This window comes from Microbacterium sp. NPDC091676 (assembly GCF_044756645.1).
Lineage (GTDB): Bacteria > Actinomycetota > Actinomycetes > Actinomycetales > Microbacteriaceae > Microbacterium > Microbacterium paraoxydans_D.
Window position 1 is genome coordinate 596,233 of sequence record NZ_JBIVTI010000002.1, and the last position, 20,121, is coordinate 616,353.

23 protein-coding genes and 1 tRNA gene are annotated in these 20,121 nt (G+C 71.6%); 8 read left to right on the forward strand and 16 right to left on the reverse strand.

Annotated features, from left to right (window positions below):
- Nucleotides 1-106 precede the first annotated feature (106 nt).
- Nucleotides 107-958: an AraC family transcriptional regulator gene (locus ACIQID_RS16155; RefSeq protein ID WP_331202114.1), complete on the forward strand. Its 852-nt coding sequence runs from the start codon at nt 107-109 to the stop codon at nt 956-958.
- Between the two features lie 25 nt (nt 959-983).
- Here the strand turns inward: ACIQID_RS16155 and ACIQID_RS16160 are convergent.
- The 4 genes from ACIQID_RS16160 to ACIQID_RS16175 all read right to left on the reverse strand — a co-directional run bounded on the left by ACIQID_RS16160 (nt 984) and on the right by ACIQID_RS16175 (nt 3,867).
- Nucleotides 984-1,054 (reverse strand) — tRNA-Cys (locus ACIQID_RS16160).
- A gap of 13 nt (nt 1,055-1,067) precedes the next feature.
- Entirely contained in the window at nt 1,068-2,315 is a 1,248-nt protein-coding gene (locus ACIQID_RS16165) for an aminotransferase class I/II-fold pyridoxal phosphate-dependent enzyme (RefSeq protein ID WP_400286997.1), read from the reverse strand.
- The gene (locus ACIQID_RS16170; RefSeq protein WP_400287000.1) at nt 2,312-3,667 is read right to left on the reverse strand and encodes an aminotransferase class I/II-fold pyridoxal phosphate-dependent enzyme; all 1,356 of its coding nucleotides are present in this window, start codon (nt 3,665-3,667) and stop codon (nt 2,312-2,314) included. The genes ACIQID_RS16165 and ACIQID_RS16170 overlap by 4 nt, the downstream gene beginning before the upstream one ends.
- Before the next feature lie 50 nt (nt 3,668-3,717).
- Nucleotides 3,718-3,867, reverse strand: coding sequence for a hypothetical protein (locus ACIQID_RS16175; protein ID WP_153245002.1), 150 nt, complete (start codon nt 3,865-3,867; stop codon nt 3,718-3,720).
- Between the two features lie 194 nt (nt 3,868-4,061).
- On the opposite strand from ACIQID_RS16175, the gene ACIQID_RS16180 reads away from it, so the two are divergent.
- Together ACIQID_RS16180 and ACIQID_RS16185 are read left to right on the forward strand one after the other, a co-directional pair.
- Nucleotides 4,062-4,751, forward strand: coding sequence for a DedA family protein (locus ACIQID_RS16180; protein WP_312675789.1), 690 nt, complete (start codon nt 4,062-4,064; stop codon nt 4,749-4,751).
- A 43-nt stretch (nt 4,752-4,794) separates the two neighbouring features.
- On the forward strand, nt 4,795-5,580 hold the full coding sequence (locus ACIQID_RS16185) for a DNA/RNA non-specific endonuclease (RefSeq protein WP_400287003.1): 786 nt from the start codon (nt 4,795-4,797) through the stop codon (nt 5,578-5,580).
- 17 nt (nt 5,581-5,597) lie between these two features.
- On the opposite strand, the gene ACIQID_RS16190 is transcribed toward ACIQID_RS16185, so the two are convergent.
- The 8 genes from ACIQID_RS16190 to ACIQID_RS16225 all read right to left on the reverse strand — a co-directional run bounded on the left by ACIQID_RS16190 (nt 5,598) and on the right by ACIQID_RS16225 (nt 12,082).
- Nucleotides 5,598-6,686, reverse strand: coding sequence for an alkene reductase (locus ACIQID_RS16190; RefSeq protein WP_400287005.1), 1,089 nt, complete (start codon nt 6,684-6,686; stop codon nt 5,598-5,600).
- 62 nt (nt 6,687-6,748) lie between these two features.
- A complete protein-coding gene (locus ACIQID_RS16195) occupies nt 6,749-7,216 on the reverse strand; it encodes a MarR family transcriptional regulator (protein WP_312675795.1) in 468 nt (155 codons plus the stop codon).
- 52 nt (nt 7,217-7,268) lie between these two features.
- Complete coding sequence (locus tag ACIQID_RS16200; RefSeq protein WP_400287008.1) at nt 7,269-7,724, reverse strand: MarR family winged helix-turn-helix transcriptional regulator; 456 nt, start codon at nt 7,722-7,724, stop codon at nt 7,269-7,271.
- A gap of 1 nt (nt 7,725) precedes the next feature.
- Complete coding sequence (locus ACIQID_RS16205) at nt 7,726-9,453, reverse strand: MDR family MFS transporter (RefSeq protein ID WP_400287010.1); 1,728 nt, start codon at nt 9,451-9,453, stop codon at nt 7,726-7,728.
- Nucleotides 9,454-9,528: 75 nt separating this feature from the next.
- Entirely contained in the window at nt 9,529-9,897 is a 369-nt protein-coding gene (locus tag ACIQID_RS16210) for a hypothetical protein (protein ID WP_400287012.1), read from the reverse strand.
- A gap of 105 nt (nt 9,898-10,002) precedes the next feature.
- A complete protein-coding gene (locus ACIQID_RS16215; RefSeq protein WP_164498166.1) occupies nt 10,003-10,167 on the reverse strand; it encodes a hypothetical protein in 165 nt (54 codons plus the stop codon).
- Nucleotides 10,168-10,273: 106 nt separating this feature from the next.
- Complete coding sequence (locus ACIQID_RS16220) at nt 10,274-11,599, reverse strand: flavin monoamine oxidase family protein (protein WP_400287014.1); 1,326 nt, start codon at nt 11,597-11,599, stop codon at nt 10,274-10,276.
- Between the two features lie 108 nt (nt 11,600-11,707).
- Nucleotides 11,708-12,082 carry a VOC family protein gene (locus ACIQID_RS16225; RefSeq protein ID WP_312675804.1) on the reverse strand — a complete coding sequence of 125 codons (375 nt, stop codon included), beginning with the start codon at nt 12,080-12,082 and terminating at the stop codon, nt 11,708-11,710.
- Nucleotides 12,083-12,193: 111 nt separating this feature from the next.
- Here ACIQID_RS16225 and ACIQID_RS16230 point away from each other — a divergent pair, with 111 nt between their 5' ends.
- The 3 genes from ACIQID_RS16230 to ACIQID_RS16240 all read left to right on the forward strand — a co-directional run bounded on the left by ACIQID_RS16230 (nt 12,194) and on the right by ACIQID_RS16240 (nt 13,374).
- The gene (locus ACIQID_RS16230) at nt 12,194-12,400 is read left to right on the forward strand and encodes a hypothetical protein (RefSeq protein ID WP_025102541.1); all 207 of its coding nucleotides are present in this window, start codon (nt 12,194-12,196) and stop codon (nt 12,398-12,400) included.
- Nucleotides 12,401-12,448: 48 nt separating this feature from the next.
- Entirely contained in the window at nt 12,449-12,883 is a 435-nt protein-coding gene (soxR, locus tag ACIQID_RS16235; protein ID WP_025102542.1) for a redox-sensitive transcriptional activator SoxR, read from the forward strand.
- A gap of 152 nt (nt 12,884-13,035) precedes the next feature.
- Nucleotides 13,036-13,374: an ATP-dependent DNA ligase gene (locus ACIQID_RS16240; protein WP_400287023.1), complete on the forward strand. Its 339-nt coding sequence runs from the start codon at nt 13,036-13,038 to the stop codon at nt 13,372-13,374.
- A 39-nt stretch (nt 13,375-13,413) separates the two neighbouring features.
- On the opposite strand, the gene ACIQID_RS16245 is transcribed toward ACIQID_RS16240, so the two are convergent.
- On the reverse strand, nt 13,414-14,853 hold the full coding sequence (locus ACIQID_RS16245) for a protein kinase (RefSeq protein ID WP_400287028.1): 1,440 nt from the start codon (nt 14,851-14,853) through the stop codon (nt 13,414-13,416).
- A gap of 134 nt (nt 14,854-14,987) precedes the next feature.
- Between ACIQID_RS16245 and ACIQID_RS16250 the strand changes: the two genes are divergently transcribed.
- Entirely contained in the window at nt 14,988-16,388 is a 1,401-nt protein-coding gene (locus ACIQID_RS16250) for a threonine/serine exporter ThrE family protein (RefSeq protein WP_400287033.1), read from the forward strand.
- 10 nt (nt 16,389-16,398) lie between these two features.
- Here the strand turns inward: ACIQID_RS16250 and ACIQID_RS16255 are convergent, their stop codons facing one another.
- Nucleotides 16,399-16,914 (reverse strand): GNAT family N-acetyltransferase, encoded by a 516-nt coding sequence (locus tag ACIQID_RS16255; RefSeq protein WP_400287037.1) that lies wholly within the window; start codon nt 16,912-16,914, stop codon nt 16,399-16,401.
- 86 nt (nt 16,915-17,000) lie between these two features.
- Nucleotides 17,001-17,492, reverse strand: a complete 492-nt coding sequence (locus tag ACIQID_RS16260; protein ID WP_025102547.1) for a DUF1269 domain-containing protein — start codon at nt 17,490-17,492, stop codon at nt 17,001-17,003.
- A 168-nt stretch (nt 17,493-17,660) separates the two neighbouring features.
- On the opposite strand from ACIQID_RS16260, the gene ACIQID_RS16265 reads away from it, so the two are divergent.
- Complete coding sequence (locus ACIQID_RS16265; RefSeq protein ID WP_400287040.1) at nt 17,661-18,491, forward strand: zinc-ribbon domain-containing protein; 831 nt, start codon at nt 17,661-17,663, stop codon at nt 18,489-18,491.
- Nucleotides 18,492-18,507: 16 nt separating this feature from the next.
- Here the strand turns inward: ACIQID_RS16265 and ACIQID_RS16270 are convergent, their stop codons facing one another.
- Nucleotides 18,508-20,103 carry a DHA2 family efflux MFS transporter permease subunit gene (locus tag ACIQID_RS16270; protein ID WP_400287042.1) on the reverse strand — a complete coding sequence of 532 codons (1,596 nt, stop codon included), beginning with the start codon at nt 20,101-20,103 and terminating at the stop codon, nt 18,508-18,510.
- Nucleotides 20,104-20,121 lie beyond the last annotated feature (18 nt).

The window sequence follows — 20,121 nt, forward strand, 5'->3', positions numbered from 1 at the left end:
TCGGGACGAGCCGGGTTCGGCGTCCCCTCCAGTCTTCCGCGAGTGTCAGTACGATACGCATCATTTGGTCTTGCATTCATGACACATCGTCCAGAAGAATGGAGGGATGCCGCCGCTCGACCGCCTCACCCCCCTGCTCGACCGCTTCCGGGTGCGCAGCCGGCTGTTCCACACCGGACCGCTCTGCGGGACCACGGTCTTCGCGGCGAGCGCGGGGCACGGCTTCCTCCATGTGCTGCGTCGCGGGGAGATGGAGGTGACGCATCAGCGCCCGGACGGACGCATCGAGCGCGAGACCATCACCCGCCCGAGCCTGCTGTTCTTCCCCCGCCCGATCGATCACACCTTCCTCAACGCCCCGACCGAGGAGTCCGACTTCGCCTGCGCCACGATCGACTTCGACGGCGGGGCGACGCACCCGCTCGTGCGCACCCTCCCCTCCGTGATCGTCCTGCCGCTCGACGAAGTGGCCACCCTCGCGCCTGCGCTCGACCTCCTCTTCGCCGAGGTCGACAACGTGCGCTGCGGTCGTCCCCTGCTCGCCGACCGGATGTTCGAGGTCGTGCTCATCCAGCTCCTCCGCTGGATGCTCGACCACTCCGGTGAGCTGGCGCTTCCCCCGGGACTGCTGCCCGGACTGTCGGACGAGCGTCTGGCACCCGCACTCGTGGCGATGCACGAGGCGCCCGGCGAGCCCTGGAGTCTCGACACGCTCGCGCGCACCGCAGCCATGTCGCGCAGCGCCTTCGCGGCGCGCTTCAAGGAGGTCGTCGGCCGCGCGCCGGGCGACTACCTGACGGAGTGGCGGCTCACGATCGCCCAGGAGCAGCTGCGCGCCGGCATGTCGGTGAGTGCGGTCGCCGCCGATCTGGGCTACGCCAGTGCCTCGGCGTTCTCCCGCGCGTTCGCTCAGCGGCTCGGTCATTCGCCGCGCGCCTGGCTCGGCCTCGCGGCCTGACGCCGGCCGCGGGGTACCGGCTCGGAGGTGGAGGCAGGAATCGAACCTGCGTGCACGGTCTTGCGGACCGCGACCTGGCCACTCGGTCACTCCACCGGGTCAGGCGTCCTCACGCGCCGGGCGGCGAGTACCCCTGCAGGAACCTGCCGAAACGCTGCACGGCATCGACGAGGACCTCCGTCTCGGGCAGGAAGGCGATGCGCACGTGGTTCGAGTCCGCGCCGTTGAACGCCCGCCCGTGCACGAGGAGCACGCGCTCCGCGTCGAGGAAGTCGAGCACCAGGCGTTCGTCGTCCTGGATGCCGTAGACCTCCGGGTCGAGCCTCGGGAAGAGGTAGAGCCCGCCACCGGCCTCCTGGACCTCGACACCGGGGATCTCCCGCAGCGCCGCCGTCGCCGCGTCGCGCTGCATCGTCAGCCGCCCGTCCGCCGCGACGAGGGCGTCGAGCGACGTGTCGCGCTCCAGCGCCGCCGTGATCGCATGCTGTGCCGGAACGGACGCGCACATCCGCATCGAGGCGAGCAGCCGCACCCCGGAGAGGAACGCATCGTCTGCGGCGAACCCGGTCGTCAGCGCCCAGGCCGCCCGGTATCCGGCGACGCGATGCGTCTTCGAGAGTCCCGCGAAGGTCACGCACGGCACGTCGGGAGCGACCTGCGCCGTGGAGAGGTGCGTGAAGCCGGGGTACACGACGCGGTCATAGATCTCGTCCGAGAGGAGGAGCAGACCGTGGCGTCGAGCGAGATCCGCGATGCCCTCCAGCGTCGCACGGTCGTACACCGCGCCGGTCGGGTTGTTCGGATTGATGACGACGATCGCCACCGTGCGCGGGCCGATCGCCGCGGCCATGGCCTCCAGATCGGGGAGCCAGCCGGCCTCCTCCACGCACGGGTAGTGGACGGGCTCTCCTCCGGCGAGGACGGTCGATGCCGTCCACAGCGGGTAGTCGGGGCTCGGGATGAGCACCTCGTCTCCCGGTTCCAGCAGGGCCTGAAGGGTGAGGCCCACGAGCTCGGACACCCCGTTGCCCACGGTCACCGCATCGATCCCGACCGCGGGGAACCCGGGACGGCGCGCATAGTGCGCACGGATCGCCTCGCGCGTCTCCGGCAGACCGGGGGACTCGGAGTAGCCGTGGGCACGGGGAAGCGCCGCACGCAGCGCCTCCACGATGACCGGCGGCGCCTCGAAGCCGAACGGCGCGGGATTGCCGATGTTCAGGCGGAGGATCTGCTCGCCGCGGGCCTCCAGCTCCGCGGCGCGCTCGGCCACCGGACCGCGCAGGTCGTAGAGCACGCCGTCCAGTCGCGACGACCGCCCGACCCGGAAGACCCCCGCGGGCTCGCCCGGCGTCACGCGTCCTCCTCGGTCGAGGCGGGGCCTGCGGCTGCGGCGACGTCGTCGGCGAGACGTCGAAGCTCCGCGTCGTCGAGATCGTGCACGGTCACCCGCACATGGCGCCCTCCGGCGGATTCCTCCTCCAGCGCGAAGTCGGACCCCGGGCGGACGAGCCACCCGCGTCGTGCCAGTCGCGCCGCGACCACGGCGGCCTCTTCGCGGACGTCGACCCACACGTTCAGGCCGCTCTCCCCGAAGGCTTCCACCCCGCGAGCGGCGAGGAGTGCCACGAAGGACCGGTTGCGGGCGGCATAGCGGGCGCCGGCCGCCGCGATCAGCCGATGGACCTCCTCGTCACGGAGCATGGCCGCGGCGAGTTGCTGCATGACGTGGCTCACCCACATGGTCCCGGGGCTGAGCCGGAGGGCGAGGCGCTCCGCCGTGACGGGGTCCGACGCCGTCACCGCCAGGCGCATGTCCGGTCCGAGGAACTTCGACACCGACCGCACGAGGGCCCAGCGTTCGTGCGCGGGGCCGATGATGCTCGCGTAGGGCGTGGGGGCGAGCAGGGAGAAGTGGTCGTCCTCGATCACCAGGACGTGGGGATGGGGCGCGAGCACCTCCCGCAGCTCGGCGGCACGGGCGGGGCTGGTGCTGACCCCGGTGGGGTTGTGCGCACGTGCCGTGCAGACGATGGCGCGCACGCCGGCCTCCAGAGCCTCGCGCACTCCCTCCACGGTCATCCCCTCCTCGTCGACCGGGATCGCGACGGGGGTGTATCCGGCCAGCCGCGCCGTCTGGATGCTGGAGAGGAAGCAGGGGTCCTCGAGGCCCACCCGGTCGCCGTGCACGAGCGTCTGGGCGAGCAGCCGCTCCACGGCGTCGACGGCGCCCGCGGTGACCGAGAGCCGGAAGGGGCGCGGCTGGTCTTCGGCGATCCATCGGGTCGCCCACTCGGCGAGATCGGCGTCGATGACGGACTCGCCGTAGAGGACGGACCGGGGATGCACGGTCGCGAGGGCCGCGGCGAGATCGGGCAGCAGGGCCGTCTGGGGGTTGCCGCTGGCGATGTCGCGCAGGGCCGTCCCGGGCGTGAAGCCCTCGTCCGGGGTGGCGGCCGGCCCGAGCACCGTCGTGCCGGTGCGCCCGCCGGTGGTCGCGATGCGCGCCGTCACGAGGGAGCGATAGGCCGCGAGCACGGTGTTGCGGTTGACGCCGAGGCGCTGCGCGAGGGTGCGGACAGGAGGGAGGCGGTCGCCGGCGACGAGGGTGCCCCGCTCCACGAGGTCGCGCACGCTCTCCGTGATCTCGGCGGCGGTGACACCGCTGATCGCGTCGGTCTCGCCGTCTCTGCTCTCCGCCGTGCCCATGACTCGACGGTAGGGGAGATTTTGACCTATGTCAAAATCTCCCCTACCGCTCAGGGACGGTCGTCGACCTCCACCCCGTCCTCGATCTCCTCCGGCTCCAGATCGGTCACGTCGACCTCCGGTGCGTCGCCTTCGCCGTTGTTCGCGGTCGGGGGCTCCCCCTGGAACCCGGTCGTCTCGTCCTGTCGCGGATCGGTCATGGTGCCTCCTCGGTCGATGGGGTTCCATGATCGGCGTGCCGTCGCACGGCGGCGAGCGCCTTGACAACGCCGACTCCTCCCGCTCCCTGCGCACGCAGGCGGAGTCCAGGGAAGGGCGATACCGTGCAGAGGCGGTGTCCGTTCGTCGGGCCCGCTCTCCGCACGATCACCGCGATCCCCCGACAGAGGACACGATGACCCCCGGCTCCCTGCCCCTCGCCGCTTCGGCCCCCGGCTACGACGGCTTCATCGGCTGGGTGCTCAGCCTGATCGAGACCCTGGGTGAGGTCGGCGTCGGCCTAGCCGTGCTCATCGAGACGTTCGTCCCGCCGATCCCGTCCGAGGCGATCCTGCCCGCGGCGGGCTTCCTCGCCTACGACGGGCGGATGAACGCCTGGGGCGCCTGGGCCGCTGCCACCATCGGCGGGCTCGTCGGCGCGTGGATCTGGTACGCGCTCGGTGCCGCCGTCGGCCGCGACCGCACGCGGCGCATCGTCGGACGCATCCCCCTCCTCGACCACGACGACTTCGACAAGGCCGAGGCGTTCTTCGCCCGCTGGGGCGGCGGGGCCGTGCTGTTCGGACGCTGCGTTCCCCTCGTGCGCTCCTTCATCTCGATCCCCGCCGGCATCGAACGCATGGCGCTGTGGAAGTTCACGCTGTACACCTTGGTCGGATCCGCGGTCTGGAACGGGATCTGGATCGGCCTCGGCTTCGCCTTCGGCCCCGCCATCCGGCCGATCCTCGAGCAGTGGAGCGGCGTGATCTCCGACGTGGTCGTCGGCCTGCTCATCCTGCTGCTCCTGGTGTTCATCGCCCTGCGCATCCGCCGCCGCATGCGCGAGGCCGCCGCACGGCGCGCCGAGGACAACGGTCCCGCCTGAGCGACGGCTCCGCGATGTCAGCGGGGCGCGGCACGATGGAGACATGACGGACGGCTACGACCCCGGGTTCCTCGGCATCCCGCTCCCGCTGCCCGTGCCGCCGATGCCGGTGCGCACGCTCCCCGCACCCCGGTTCACGGTGCTGCTGGATCCGGAACGGCGGCTCGCCGCGGTGACCGCCGTCACCATCGACGGCGCCCGCCTGCGGGATCTCCCTCGGACGGGTGAGTGGCGCCTCGATCCCCGGGTGCCGGCGGAGGAGCAGGCGGGGCCTGCCGTCTACGCCCGGAACGACCTCGACCGCGGGCATCTCGTGCGCCGACGCGATCCGGGCTGGGGCGAGCTCGCCGAGGCCCGCGCGGCCATGGAGGCGACCTTCACGTACACCAATGCCGCGCCCCAGGCGGCCGTGTTCAACCAGTCGAAAGACCTCTGGCTCGGACTGGAGGATCATGTGCTCGCGTATGCGGAGGCCACCGCGCAGCGCCTGTCCGTGTTCACCGCTCCCGTCCTGGCCGACACCGACCCGCCGTACCGCGGCATCCGCGTCCCCCTCCGGTATTGGAAGATCGCGGCCTGGAATGCCGAGGGCCGACTCGCCGCCGCCGCGTTCCTCCTCGACCAGACCGAGCTCGTCGACACCCGGGAGGGTGCCCTCGCCGTGGCGTCGCTCGGGGCCTTCCGCACGTTCCAGGTGCCGGTCTCCGAGATCGCCGTCCTCACCGGGGTCGACCTCGGCCCCCTGCCCGACGCCGACGTCCTCCCCCGACGCGGGATCCGCGAGACCGGATGGCGCCCGCTGCACACCGCCGACGACATCGTCCTCTGACAGCGGGCGCCCCCGCGTCATTCGCCGGCGCGCGCGACCTCCAGCGACGGGTAGTCGATGTAGCCCTCGGCGGTCGACCCGTAGAACAGCTCCGGACGCGGCTCGTTCAGCTCGGCCCCGGTCCGCCACCGCTCCACGAGGTCGGGGTTGGCGATGACGGGACGCCCCGCCGCGACCGCGTCGGCCCAGTCCTCGGCAACGAGCTCCTCGGCCACCGCACGGGTGGTCTCGACGCCGAAGCCGGTGTTGACGATCAGCGGCGCGCCCGCCGCCCGGCGGATGGCCTGGACGAGGTCTCCGGAGGGCTCGGGGTGCAGCACGTCGACGAAGGCCAGCCCCAGAGGTGCGAGTCCCTCGGCCAGCGCGGTGTAGGTCGCGCGCACGTCGGCGGCGTCGTCCTCGATGACGCCCTGGATGCCGTGGGCCGGCGAGAGCCGGATGCCGGTCCGGTCGGCACCCACGGCGGCGGCGACCGCCGTGGTCACCTCGATCGCGAAGCGCGCGCGGTTCTCCGGCGAGCCGCCGTACTGATCGTCGCGGACGTTGGAGACGGGAGACAGGAACTCGTGGACGAGGTAGCCGTTGGCGCCGTGCACCTCGACGCCGTCGAAGCCGGCCGCGATCGCGTTGCGCGCGGCCTGGACGAACTGCTCGACGACCACCGGGATCTCGTCGAGGGTGAGGGCGTGCGCGACCGGCAGATCGGCCTTGCCCCGAGGCGTCCGCGTCTGGCCGGGGGCGGCCAGGGCGCTCGGCGCGACGACGCGCGGCTCGCCCGAGATGTCCGGGTGCCCGACACGACCCCCGTGCATGAGCTGCATGACGATGGTGCCGCCCTCGCCGTGCACGGCGTCGGCCACACGACGCCATCCATCGATCTGCGCCGGGGTCACGATGCCCGGCTGCCCGGGGTAGGACTTGCCTTCGAGGACCGGCCAGACCCCCTCCGAGATGATCAGACCCTGCCCCGCGCGCTGGCGGTAGTACTCCTCGATGATCGCGGTCGGCACGCCGTCGGCGTCCGCACGCGTGCGGGTGAGCGGCGCCATGACGACACGGTTGGACAGGTGGAGCGCGCCGAAGTCGGCGGAGTCGTAGAGAGTCACAGAGGGGCAAAGGACACGGCCCGTCGCTGTATTCCCGTGAATCGACCAGGTGTTCCGGTGTATCAACCGCCCAGGTCGGCGACGAGGTTCGCGAAGTGGTCGAGGTCGGCGGCCGTCCAGCCGCGCAGGCGCTCGCCGATGCGTCCCTCGTAGCGGGAGCGGGCGAGGGCGACGCGCTCCTCGGCGAGCGGGGTCGCCACCAGGACCCGGGCGCGGCGGTCGTCCGGATCCGGGATGCTCTCGACGAGCCCGAGCTGCTCGAGCTGGCGGACCTGTCGGCTCACGGCGGACTTGTCGGTCTGCAGCCGCTCGATGAGGGCACCGGCCGAGGTCGCCCGTCCGGCCAGGATCGAGGTCAGGACCTGGTACCCGAGCGGTTGGAGATCCGGATGCACGGTGACCGCGGCCTCTCGCCACCCGACGCGGATGCGCGCGAACAGCCGGCCGAGCTCGTGCTCGACGCGCGCGACCGCCTGATCGAGGTCGTCGATCGGGGCGCCGGCGGCGGAGTCGTCGGGCGAGGCGCTCATATCGCCAGTGTACGGCGCAGCCCCGCGACCGCATGCGGTCGCGGGGCTGCGCTCAGACCTCGGCGAGGAGCCGGAAGACCTTGGAGGCGGCGTCGATCTCGGCGGGCGTCAGCTCGTCGATCACGGCGCGGAGCCGGGTGCCGTACTCCCGACGGACGGCGGTGAGCGCGGAGCAGGCCGTGGGCGTCGCGGTGAGCACCCGGAGCCGGCCGTCGCGCTCGTCCGGCACGGAGGCGATCAGCCCGAGGTCCTCCAGCATCCGCACCTGACGGCTGACGACCGACTTGTCCATCTCGAAGCGCTCGGCGAGCTCGTGCGCGCTGGCCGAGCCCGCCCGATCGATGAACGTGAGCAGCTTGTACCCCGCCACCTGCAGCTCCGGGTGGACCCGGGACGCCGACTCCTTCCACAGCGACCGGGTCCGGGCGAAGATCAGGTTGAGATGCGCCTGGAGGTCGCTGAGGGCGGTGTCGACGTCGGGGGTGCCGACCGCCTCGGACGCGAACATGTCAGCGCTCCTGCTTCCGATCCTCGCGCTCCAGCACGCTCACCGACCCCGTGCTGGTCGCCGGCTCGGCGTGCGCGGTGCGGATCGTCCCGGTCGAGAGGTTGGCGCCCACCTCGGCCTCGGAGACCTCGATCACGGACTCCTCCGCCTGCTCCCGCAGCTGCTCGGCGGCGTTCTTGGTGGACAGCGGCTTGTTCTTGATGAAGGCGATCGCGATGATCGCGATCACAGCCAGCGGGATGGCGAGGATGAACGCGTCCGCGATGCCGTGCCCGTAGGCGCTCTCGACGATCGTGCGGATCGAGTCGGGCAGCTCGCCCACCTTCGGCACGTCGCCGGAGCCCAGGCGCTCCAGGGCGCTGATCTCGTCGGGCGACGTCGGGACGAAGCCCTTCAGGCCGTCCTTCATGAAGTCGGCGACGCTGGTCGACAGCAGCGATCCCATGACGGTCACGCCGATGGTGCCGGCGATCGTGCGGAAGAAGTTGACGTTCGACGAGGCCGCACCGAGCTGCTGCGGGGCGGTGTCGTTCTGCACGATCAGGGTCAGGTTCTGCATGACCATGCCGAGACCGGCGCCGAGGACGAACATGTAGACCGCGACGAGCGGGAACGGGGTGTCGTAGCGCAGGGTCGCCATCAGGCTCACACCGATGGTGGAGAGGATCGAGCCGGTGACCATCCAGCCCTTCCACTTGCCGAACCGGCTAACGAGCTGGCCGATGATGATCGACGCTCCCATCTGACCGATGATCATCGGGATGGTCATCAGGCCCGACTCGGTCGGCGTGGCCCCGCGGGCCAGCTGGAAGTACTGCGCGAGGAAGACCGAGGTCGCGAACATCGAGACGCCGATCGCGATGGAGGCGACGACCGACAGCGTGAACGTGCGGTTGCGGAACAGCGACATCGGGACGATGGGTTCCTTGACGAAGAACTCCACAGCGACGAAGGCGGCGATGGCGAGACCCGCGGTGACGGCGAGGGCGATGCTGGTCCCGGAGTCCCAATCGAATTGGTTGCCGCCCATGGAGACCCAGATCAGCAGGGTCGAGACGCCGACGGCGAGCAGCACGATGCCGAAGTAGTCGATGGACACCTTGGTGCCGCGCTGCGGCTTGGGCAGGTGCAGGGTGAACTGCAGCAGCACGAGGGCGACGATCGCGAACGGGACACCGACGAAGAAGTTGGCGCGCCAGCCCCAGGCGTCGGTGATGACACCGCCGAGCAGCGGGCCGCCGATCGTGCCGAGGGCCATGATGCCGCCGACGACACCCATGTACTTGCCACGCTCACGCGGGGAGATGATGAGGGCCACGGCGATCATGACGAGCGACATGAGGCCGCCGACGCCGATGCCCTGCACGACGCGGACCGCGATGAGCATGTTCGTGTCGGTAGAGAAGCCGGCGATGACGGTGCCGACCGTGAAGAGGATGAGCGAGATCTGGATGAGGACCTTGCGGTCGACGAGGTCGGCGAGCTTGCCCCAGATCGGCGTCGAGACGGCGGTGGCGAGAAGGCTCGCGGTGATGACCCAGGTGTACTGCGACTGGGTGCCGCCGAGGTCGGCGATGATGACGGGCATCGAGGTCGAGACGACCGTGCCGGAGAGCACGGCGACGAACATGCCGACGATGAGGCCGGAGATCGCGGTGAAGACCTCGCGGGCCGAGCGCGCGGTCTCGGAAGAGGATGAGGTGTGTGTCACGGGGGAATGCTCCTGCATAGAAAGTTGATCGAGATCAACCATACGCCGATAGTTGCGGTTTCGCAACTATCGGCCAACACTCCCCACCGCGGTTCAGCCGCAGAACGAGGAGAGCCCCTCGTGGAGGCGCTCGATCGCCTCGACCGTCTCCGGGGCCTGAAGGTCGGTCATGCCGCCGAGCTGATCGGCGCCGGAGCGGATGAGGTCGCCGAGCTGTCCGTCCATGCCGTCCGCGACGCCGTCGAGGGTGACGACGAGGTCGTCGCGGGCGGCGTCGAGCTGCTCCGCGGAAGCGTCGCCCTGGCTCAGCAACTCCTGATACTGCGCGTACGCGTCGTCGATCGTGGTGCAGGTCTCCGCCACCGGGACCCCGAACGCCTCGCCTGCGGCCTGGGTGACCTGGGCGCACCCCGCGAGGAGGCCGACGGCGAGCAGCAGGGGGACGAGGACGATTCGGCGCATGTCCCGAGGGTAGCCGCGCCGTCTGAGGCGCGGCTGACCCTCGGGCGGTGCGGCGAGGGTAGCCGCGCCGTCTGAGGCGCGGCTGACCCTCGGGCGGTGCGGCGGTCAGCCGCCGGACGGGTTCTCGAGGGGCTTGCCCTCGTCGTCCGTCGTCTCGCGCTCGAGCACGTCGTCGGTGCTCTCGCCGCTGTCGTCGGGAGCGCCGCCGGAGGCCGTGTCGGCTTCCTCGTCGGCGCCCGGAGTGCCCTGCGTGTTCTGGGGGTCGCTCATGCTCTCCTCCTCTGTTTCGTCCGACGACCGTACGCGCGGCGGTCGCCGATGACGCAGGGGGTTGACCGGGTGGGCGGCGGCGACCACACTGCCGTCGCTCGCGGTGTCAGACCTGGGCCCAGAGCCGCTCGATCGGCACCGCCTGCCCGAGGATGCGCTCGGCCGCACGATGTCCGGAGAACAGGGCCGCCGGCACCGTGGCCGGATCGTCGGTCCACGTGGCCTCGCCCGCGATGTGCAGCACGCCGCCGACCGGAGTGGCGAGGTCGTCGTGGTCGGCGGTGGTCGACCCCACCGTCATGTACGCGTACGACCCGTGCGCGAACGGATCGTCCTGCCAGGCCGTGCGGTGCAGCCCGACCGGATCGGGGATCCCGTCGCCGTAGAGCCGGCGGAGCTGCGCCATGATCGAGGCCTGCACCTGCGCATCGCTCCAGTCCCGCGTCGCGACGGCAGCGGGCCCGGCGGCGAAGGTGAGCAGGAGCGGCTCGTCGTGCAGCGCCGTGAGGTCGTACCAGGAGTGCCACCACCGCGCCTCGGGGCCCTGCTGCCGGAGGGCGTACACCCCGTCTTCCCAGAACCGCGCGGGGAACCGCAGGAACACCTTCTCGAAGGCGTTCATGCGCAGCCGCCCCAGCGCCTCGGCGTTCACCGGCGGCAGCGGAGGGACGATCTCCAGGGTCCCGGCCTGCAGCACGCCGACCGGCACCGTGACGACCGTCGTGTCGCCGGAGAAGTCGCCGTGCGAGGTCCGCACCCAGACGCCGTCGTCGCTCCAGTCGACGCGGGTGACGACATGTCCGCGGCGGACGTCGAGTCCTTCGGCGAGGCGCTCCGGGAGCACGTCGTAGCCGTCGGGGAAGACGACCTCGTCACCCTCGATCGCGTCGTCGTCGAGGCCGTGCGCCGCGAGGTCCTCGATCCACGCCCCGTACTGCTCCTCGGCGCGATGCTCCAGGTACTCCCGCACCCGCTGCGTACGATCGGCGCTCCACTCCTGGCGCGAAAGGGCCTCGTCCGTGACGTCGCGGTAGGAGGCTGCGGGACCGGAGGCGGCGATGACGTCGGGCAGCGCGGCGTCCACCGCGTGCACATCGGCGGCGAAGGCGCGCGCCTCCTCGGCGGAGAGCGGGCGCCCGTCCGGGCCGTGATACGCGATCGGCCGGCTGTCCACCTGGAAACCGCCGACGGTGAACTCCGTGGTCCGCATGCCGAAGGCCGCGGCGGCCGCAGCCACCGGACTGCCGTCGACACCGTGGATCCAGGAGGCGCCGAGATCGACGACGCCGTCCGTCCGGTCCGTGTGCACCCGGCCGCCGATCCGATCGCGCGCTTCGAGCACCACGACCGTCCGCCCCGCATCCTGCAGCAGCCGGGCCGCCGTCAAGCCCGCCACGCCCGCGCCCACGATCACCGTGTCGACCTGCTCCATGCGCTCCTCCTCGCTGCCCCTCCGCAGGGAGCCGTGCCCCGACGATAGCCCAGGCGGACGGCCATCGACAGGGCGGTGCGGCCCGACGCCCCGCCCGCGACGCCGGTGTCAGGCGGCGTGCTGGATGAGTCCGAGCAGACTGCCGTCCGGGTCGAAGAACTTCAGGAAGAGGGCGAAGCCGCCGTCGTCGAAGCTCACCACCTCGACGCCCTCTGCCGCGAACCGCTCGGCGAGGGCGTGGATCTCGGTCGTGCGCAGGAAGAAGAGCGGCCGGTCCTCCCCCGACACCGTCAGCTTCATCGGCGCGTGCCCCGGCGCCTCCCAGAGCATGAGATCGGGACCGCCCTCGGCGCGGAGCATGGCGCTCGACCCGTAGTCGGTGAGGACGCGGAAGCCGAGCAGACGCTCGTACCACGCGATGGACGCCGCGAGGTCGGCGACGGGCAGCTGGATGTGATCGAGTCCGGCGAGGACGGATGCCATGGGAAACCCTCCGAGGTCGTGTCCGTTCACCGTAGCGTCACCCACCGACCACACCGCGGGCCGGATGACAACCCCCTGGGCGCTGCACGCGGCACAGCGCACCCTGGGGCCATGAGCCACCACCCCGATGACATCAAGCAGCCCCTGGACCACCTGCCCCCGGCGGACGAGCGGGACAAGGCCGTCGAGATCGACGAGCCGCACTATCCGACGTCGGGCGCGCCGGCCGACAGCCCGGACGTGACGCCGGAGACCGCGGCAGAGCCGGACAAGCCGAACCGCCACGGCGTCGACAAGCTTCCGCCGACGTCGCGCTGACCCTTCGCCTGTTCCTCAACTATTGTTGAGGTCTACGAAGGGCGGCGGATGGAACCGGACGATCTCCTCCCGATCGGGGAGGTCACCCGACGCACGGGCGTCGCGCCCTCCGCGCTGCACTTCTACGAGCAGCTCGGCCTCATCGCCTCGACGCGCACGCCCGGCAACCAGCGGCGCTATCGCCGTCACATGCTGCGACGGATCTCGATCATCGTCGTGGCCAAACGCATCGGCATCCCGCTCAGCGAGGTCCAGGAGCTCTTCCAGACCCTGCCCGTCGACGCCCCGCCCTCGCACGGCGATTGGCGCCGCGTGGCCAAGCGCTGGCGCGCCGAGCTCGAGGAGCGGCGCACCCAGCTGGAGCACCTGCAGCGCGAGCTCGCGGGCTGCATCGGCTGCGGCTGCCTGTCTCTGAAGGCCTGCCGCCTGCTGAATCCGGAGGACGCACTCGGCGAGAGCGGCCCCGGCCCCCGCCGCATCTGAGGCCGGGGACGTCCGCCACCGACCTGCTGGACGAAGGTGGGGTGTTGCGGAGCCGGGATCGGTGAGAGCGTGGAGACATCCCCACCAGCGATCAGCGTGGTTGCGCCTCTTGGCAACGGGTTCCTGTGGAGATGGAACGAAGGATCCATCCAATGGGCAAGTTCATCTATGAGGGCGGTCCGAAGATCGAGATCGAGGACCGCGCTCTCACACATATCCAGCTCGTCATGACGACGAAGCTCCGGCGCGGCGAACCGATGCCGTTCTCGTGGAAGGAAGACGCCTCCGTCGGAGGTGGCCGGACGACCGTATGGGTGCATGCGCACTCGAACATCGTGTTCAAGTTCTTCGACAGCAGGCCCCCGGCCATCAACCGGCGGTGGGTGGACGCGCTCGCGTTCACCGCGAACACGCCGAACGGCCTGTATCTGGTGCCGGAGCCGACGGAGACGAGCACCGCCTCCCGGCAGCTCGCGGACCTCGCCGTCTGACACCGGCACCGCCGCAGGGGAGGGCGCAGGCCCGAGGACTCAGTCCTCGAGGTCGGCGTCCTCCCCTTTCGCCTTCTCGGCCTTCTCCTGGGCCTTCTCCGCTTCCTTCTCGGCGCGCTCCTGAGCCTTCTCGGCCTTCTTCTGCGCGTCCTCCTCGGCCTTCCGCTGCTCGTCGGCGGCCTTCTGCGCGGCCTCCTGCGCCTTCTCGGCCTTCTTGTCGTCCGGCACCCCAGGCGCCGGTTCCGGCTCCGGGGCGGGGGCGGGGGCGTCGACCGGGGTCACCGGCTCGTCCGCCTCCTCCGGGACGGTCACGGGCACGACGACGGCCGGTGTGGGCGACGAGCGCGGGGTCGGCTCGGTGTCGACGGGAGTCACGACCGGATTCGGGTTGAGCGCCCCCGCCGCCCAGAGCGTTCCGGCGACGGTGAGGGCGACCGCGACGGCGACCGCCCCGGTCAGGAGCCCCCGGCGTCGCCGGGCACGCTGCATCCGCGGACCCCGGGAGCGGAGCACCGCAGCCTCGGGAGTCACACGGCGGGGAAGCACGAGGGTCGGCGTCGGAGCGGACGGCGCGGTCGGCGCCTGCTCCGCGAACGCTGCGGCGGCGATCGGAGCGGGCAGTGGCGGTCGCGGCGGAATCGACGGGTCGTGCGCGAGTGCGGACACCGCCGCGAAGACGCCGGCGGCGCTCGGCCGGTCCTCCGGATCCGTGGCGGTCATCCGCTGCAGCAGCGCCGACCACGCCGGACCCACCGACTCCGGGATCGCGGGGGGCTCGATCAAGCGGGCCAGGGTGGCACCGATCCCCTCCGCCTCCGCGAAGGCGCGCTCTCCCGTGAGCGCTTCGCGCAGGACCAGACCCAGCGCGTAGATGTCGGCGGCGGGCGCCGGCGCCGCGCCGTTCAGCTGCTCCGGCGCCAGGTACGCCGCGGTGCCGATCACGGTTCCGGGAGACGTCAGCCGGGCCGCGTCCACGAGCACCGAGATCCCGAAATCGGCGAGCTTCGCGCCCGAGCGGCTCCCGGCGAGGGAACGCCCGGTGAGCAAGACGTTGGAGGGCTTGATGTCCCGGTGCACGATGCCCGCGCCATGGACGACATGCAGGGCCTCCGCCAGGTCGGCGGCGAGCGCCGCCACCTCGGAGGAGGGCAGCGGCCCCTGGGCGATCCGCGCGGCGAGGGTCGGGCCGTCGACGAACTCCATCACCAGGTACTCGGCCCGCCCCGGATGCAGCTGCGCGTCGTACAGCGTGACGAGGGCGGGGTGGTTGAGCGAGGCGAGCACGGTCATCTCGCCGCGGGCGCGCTCGGAAGCGGCGCCCTGCTCGGTCTCCGCGCGGAGCATCTTGATGGCGACCGTGCGCCCGAGCAGCGAATCCTCCGCGCGGTACACGCGCGCCATCCCGCCCTGCCCGACGCACTCCCGGAGGTGGTAGCGCCCATCGAGCAGCGCCTCCGTGGGAAGCGAGTCATCCGTCATCGTCGAATCCTCCTGCCGCGACGTCGGGAGCGGCGCGGCGAAGCCTCACTCTAGAACCGCCGCCGAGGGGCGTCTCGGGCCTTGACAGACGGGCCGTCGATGGGGAGGTCTCAGGCCGCGGGAGAATGGGACATATGCCCGCGCGTTCCCCCCAGCGACTGCTCCTCTCCGTCCGGCGCCTGCTGCACACCGATCCGTCCGCCGTCGCCCACACCGAGGCGATGCCCGTGATCGACGAGCACACCGTGCCGCGGGTCCTCGATCTGGCGACGCGCATCGGGGAGTCGATGTTCGCGGTCGGGGCCTCGGCGCACGAGGTCACGCTCGCGATCACCCGTGTCTGCGAGGCGTACGGCCTCAAGGGCGTACAGGTCGACGTGACCTACAACTCGATCACGGTGTCCTTCCACCTCAGCGGGGAGGTCTGGCCGGAGACGCTGGTCCGCGTGGTGCGCGTCGCCGCCCCCGACCACGCGAAGCTGCAGCGCGTGCAGGCCCTCGTCGCCGACATCGACGGCGGCCTGGACCTGGAATCCGCGCGCACCGCGTTCCGGGTCATCCGTCGCGTGCCCTTCCGCTACCAGCAGCCTGTGGTGATCGTCGCGCGGGCGCTCCTCGCGGTCGGCGTGAGCATCATGCTCGGGGCCTCTCCGCTCATCGTCGGTCTCACGTTCGTCGCCGCGCTGGGGGCGGCGCTCACCCAGGCGGGCCTGGCCCGGCTGCGGGTGCCGCTGTTCTTCAGCCAGATCGCCGGAGGCCTCGTCACCACGGTCGTCGCGGTCGCCGTCTCGGCGCTCGGCAGCGCGGGGATCGAACCGTTCGTCGGCATCCGCCCGTCGATCATCGTCGCCTCGGGCATCGTGCTCATGCTCGCCGGGCTCACGGTGGTGGGCGCCGCGCAGGATGCCATCGACGGCTTCGCCCTCACCGCCGGCGGCCGCATCCTCGACCTGACGATGCAGACGCTCGGGGTGGTGATCGGCATCCTCGTCGGGCTGGAGCTCGGCGGCGTGCTGGGGTTCACGATGGAGCTGCCGGACGACCCCGCGCCCTTCGGGCCCCTGCTCAACCAGTTCGCGGGGGCCATCATCATCGCGATCGCCGTGGCCGTGTTCAACGGCGCCGGCATCCGCATCATCCTCGTCAGCGCGCTGCTCAGCGCCGTCACCCTCGCCGGGTACGCCGGCACCATCGCCCTCCAGCTCCACCCGGCTGCGGCGAGCGCGGTCGGAGCGCTGCTGGCGAGCTTCATCGGCATGCTCATCGCGCACAATCTGCACGTGCCCTCGGTCGCGGTGACGACCGCCGCGATCGTCCCCCTCGTCCCCGGCGTCGCGGTGTTCCAGGGCCTCCTCGAGGTCGTGCACGCGGCCGGCACCTCCACCGGGATGCTGACCGTGGGCGGATCGCTCATCGACGCCGCCGTGATCGGCATCGCCCTCGCCTCCGGTGCGTCCCTCGGGCTCTACCTCGGAACGCCGGTGCGGGCGACTCTCGCCGGTGTCGCGAAGACCAGGGCGCGCGTGCGCCGCTGATCCGACCGGGTCATCCCGCCGCGGAGTCGGCGGCGAGGTCGAGCACCCACTCGTTGACCGTGAGCTCGGCCCCGCGGAACTGCTCCGTGATCGTTCCCCGCCGGGTGAACCCGCCGTGACGACACACGGCGTTCGACGCGGGGTTGTCGACCCCGGGGAACGCGAGCAGGAGCCGCCCGTCCTTCGCTCGACCACGCAGCACGTCCACGAGCAGAGCGAGAGCGCGGGCCGCCACCCGCCGGCCCTGCGCGGCGGGCAGCACGAACCAGCCGGTCTCCCACGCCGGCTCGTCGTGCCACGTGATCCGCCACGCGCCGATCGAGCCGAGAGGCTGCCCCTCGTCGTCGACGATCGCGAACATCAGGGCCTCGCCCTCGGCGACGAGGCGCAGGTACCTTTCGTGTCGCGACTGCACCTCCGCCGCGCTCTCCGGCCCGTTGAGATGCGCCGTCATCTCCGGGGTGTTCGCCGCCCGCAGGAGAGGGAGATCGTCGGCCGACCAGGGGCGGAGGCTCAGTGTGTCCACGCTCGGAGCCTTGCACGCCCCACCGACACCGGAGACGACGATGCGCCCGCCGCGGACGGATCCACAGCGGGCGCATCGGTCGACGGTCAGTGGCCGCCGAGGTCCTTGACCAGCTCGGCCTCGTCCTCCTTGGACAGCGAGGTCTGCACGACGGTGCCGTTGTACGGGGCCAGCGCCTCGGCGAACTTGTCCTCGGTGAGCTTGAGCGCGTAGATGACGACGGCGGACTTGCCGGCCGTCACGGTGGCCTTCACGCGGTCGCGGAACTCGGCGTCGATACCCGTCTTGTCGAGACCGGAGAACAGGGCCCCGAGGAGGCCGCCGAACACCAGGCCGGCGACCGGGATGAAGAACAGGATGCCGATCAGCGCACCGAACAGAGCACCGGAGGCGACGCCGAGGCCGATCCGGCTCCCGGCGCCCGGGTACTCCACCTTCGTCTTGCCCTCGCCGTCGACCTTCACGAGCGCGAGACCGGCGAGCTCGACGACGAGGTCGTCCTGCAGCGCCTGGACGCGGTTGTAGGCGCCTTCCGCGTCGCTCTCGGTGTCATAGGAGATGACGATCAGTTCAGCCATGGTTTCCTGCTTTCGGTTGCGATCGGAGATGCTCTCCACGCGCGCAGAGGCACCGGTCTTCGCCACCGACCCTAGGCGCGCCCCCGCACACAGGACAGAGTCGCCGTCGATGTTCACCCTGGTGACTCCGCAGCGCCGATGTCCGTGGCCTGACCTACGGTCGCTGTCGTGCCCGAGTCCGTGCAGCAGTGGTGGGCGAGACGCCAGTTCTCGCGCGGACTCGACGTGCCCTACGCGGTCGGCACCTACCGGGCGGCGTGGGCGGCCTACCCCGAGCTCATCCGGCAGTACCACCCGGAGCTCAACCACGGCATCACGCTCTCGCAGATCCCGTTGGCGGCCGATGTGCTGCTCTGCTGGGAATGCGCCGTCGGCCACCTGTTCGCGGCCACGCCGACCGAGCAGCGCGAACGCCCGGGGCGGGTGCGACGGCGCTCGTCCTGGTGCCCCGAATGCACGGCGCTGGCGCGTCCGCAGCCCGTGATCCTCGGAGAGGCGCGGGCACTCCCCGCTCGCCCGAAGAAGCCCGCGCCGGCGCTGTGCACGAAGACTCCCGCGCTGCCGACGGGCACGGCGTTCCTGAGCGCGTGCGCTCCGAAGCCGGCCTCGGCGGCGGAGGGGAAGCTGCGGCAGGCGCTGGCGGCGCGACTGGTGTTCCCCGACGACGTCAACGCGATCAAGGTCGCGCGGCCGTTCTTCCGGCATACGGAGGTGTGGCCCGACATCCTGCTCCCGGAACTGCGGATCGCGATCGAGTACGACACGGTCGGCCGACACGGGCTGGAGCACGTCGGGAAGAGGGAGGAGGCCGATCGCCGGAAGGATCGCGCGGTGCGCGGCGCCGGCTGGGAGGTCGTGCGGGTGCGGATGGGGAAGCTCGAGCCCCTCGGGCCCTTCGACCTCCCGCTCATCTCCCTCGGCGCGAGCGGCATCACCCGGCTGGTCGACCGGCTCCGCGACATCCGCGGAGCCTTCCTGGTCGACGCCTACCTGCGCTGAGGGAGCTCGCTTCGCGTCACGATGCGACCGACTCGTCGCCGCGCCGCTCCCGGGGAGAGCCGAGGGCGACGGTGGAGAGCAGGCCGAGAGTGAGGAAACCCGCCGCCGTCCATGCCGCGTAGCGGGTGCCGTCGGAGAACGCGCTGCGGGCCGCCTCGGCGAACGGCGCGGTCTCCGAATTCTGGTCGAGCCCCGCGATGGCGGCGCCGGCGCTGTCCACGACGGCGGAGACCACCTGGTCGCGCGCCGCCGACGGCACACCGTGGTCGTCGAGTGCCGCCCCGAGCACGACCGCCGTGCTCGTGACCAGGACGGTGCCGAGCACGGCCACCCCGAGCGCCGCACCGAGCTGACGAGACGTCGACTGGGTGCCGGACGCGGCCCCGCTGTCCGTCACCGGCACGTCGGCGAGCACGACGCCGGTGAGCTGCGCGGTCGCGAGCCCCACGCCGAGCCCGTACACGAAGAGGAACGGGACGAGGGGCACCGAGGACGCCTCCGGGGCGATCACGAGCCCCACACCGGCGACGCCGACGATCTCGGCGAGGAGCCCGACCCTGACCACCCAGACCGGGGCGATCCGTCCGCTCGCGGCACCGGCCACCCCGCTGGCGAGGAAGGATCCGCCCGCGAGGGCGAGCAGCAGCAGTCCGGTCTGCAGCGCGTCGAAGCCGAGCACGAACTGCAGCCAGAGCGGGAGCGCGAGGATGAGGCCGAACTCCCCGAGGGACACGACGGCGGCGGCGATGTTCCCGTTGCGGAACGACGGGATCGCGAACAGGCGCAGCGCGAGGAGGGTGGAGCGCCCGCGCCGCTGGCGGTGCAGACCCCAGGCGATGAACGCGACCAGCCCGAGGACCGCGAGGGCGAACGCGAACGGGATGGGCGAGAGGTCTCCCGGCCAGGTCCAGCCGCCCACCTGCGGGCGCTCGTCCACGAGCCACCAGCCGTACGTGCGGCCCTCGATGAGCGCGAAGACGAGACTGCCCATCGTCACGACGGAGAGGACGGCTCCCACGACGTCGATCCGTTCCGTGCGCTCGCCGCGCGATTCGGCCACGGTCAGCAGGACCCCGACGACGATCAACAGGCCGAGCGGGATGTTGATGCCGAAGGCCCAGCGCCAGGAGAAGGCGGTGGTCAGCCACCCGCCGAGGAGCGGTCCCACGGCCGCCATGCCGCCGATGGTCGAGCCCCAGACGGCGAACGCGATGCCGCGTTCCCGCCCGCGGAAGGTCGCGTTGATGATCGACAGGGTGGTCGGCAGGATCATCGCCCCGCCCACGCCCTGCACGAGCCGGGCGAGGATGAGCACACCTCCGCTCGGCGCAGTGGCGGCGAGGACGGAGGCGGCGGCGAAGACGATGACGCCGACGATCATGACGCGGCGGCGTCCGAAGCGGTCGGCCAGGCTGCCGAAGACGAGCAGGAGGGCGGCGAAGACGAGGGTGTAGGACTCCTGCACCCACTGCACCTCGGTCGAGGTGATCCCCAGGTCGTCGACGATGGCCGGGATGGCGACGTTGACGATCGTCGAGTCGACGATGATGAGACTGACGGCGATGCTGATGAAGACCAGCCCCGCCCAGCGCCGGCGTTGAGACCTGTCCATGTTCGCTAGCCTAGTTAG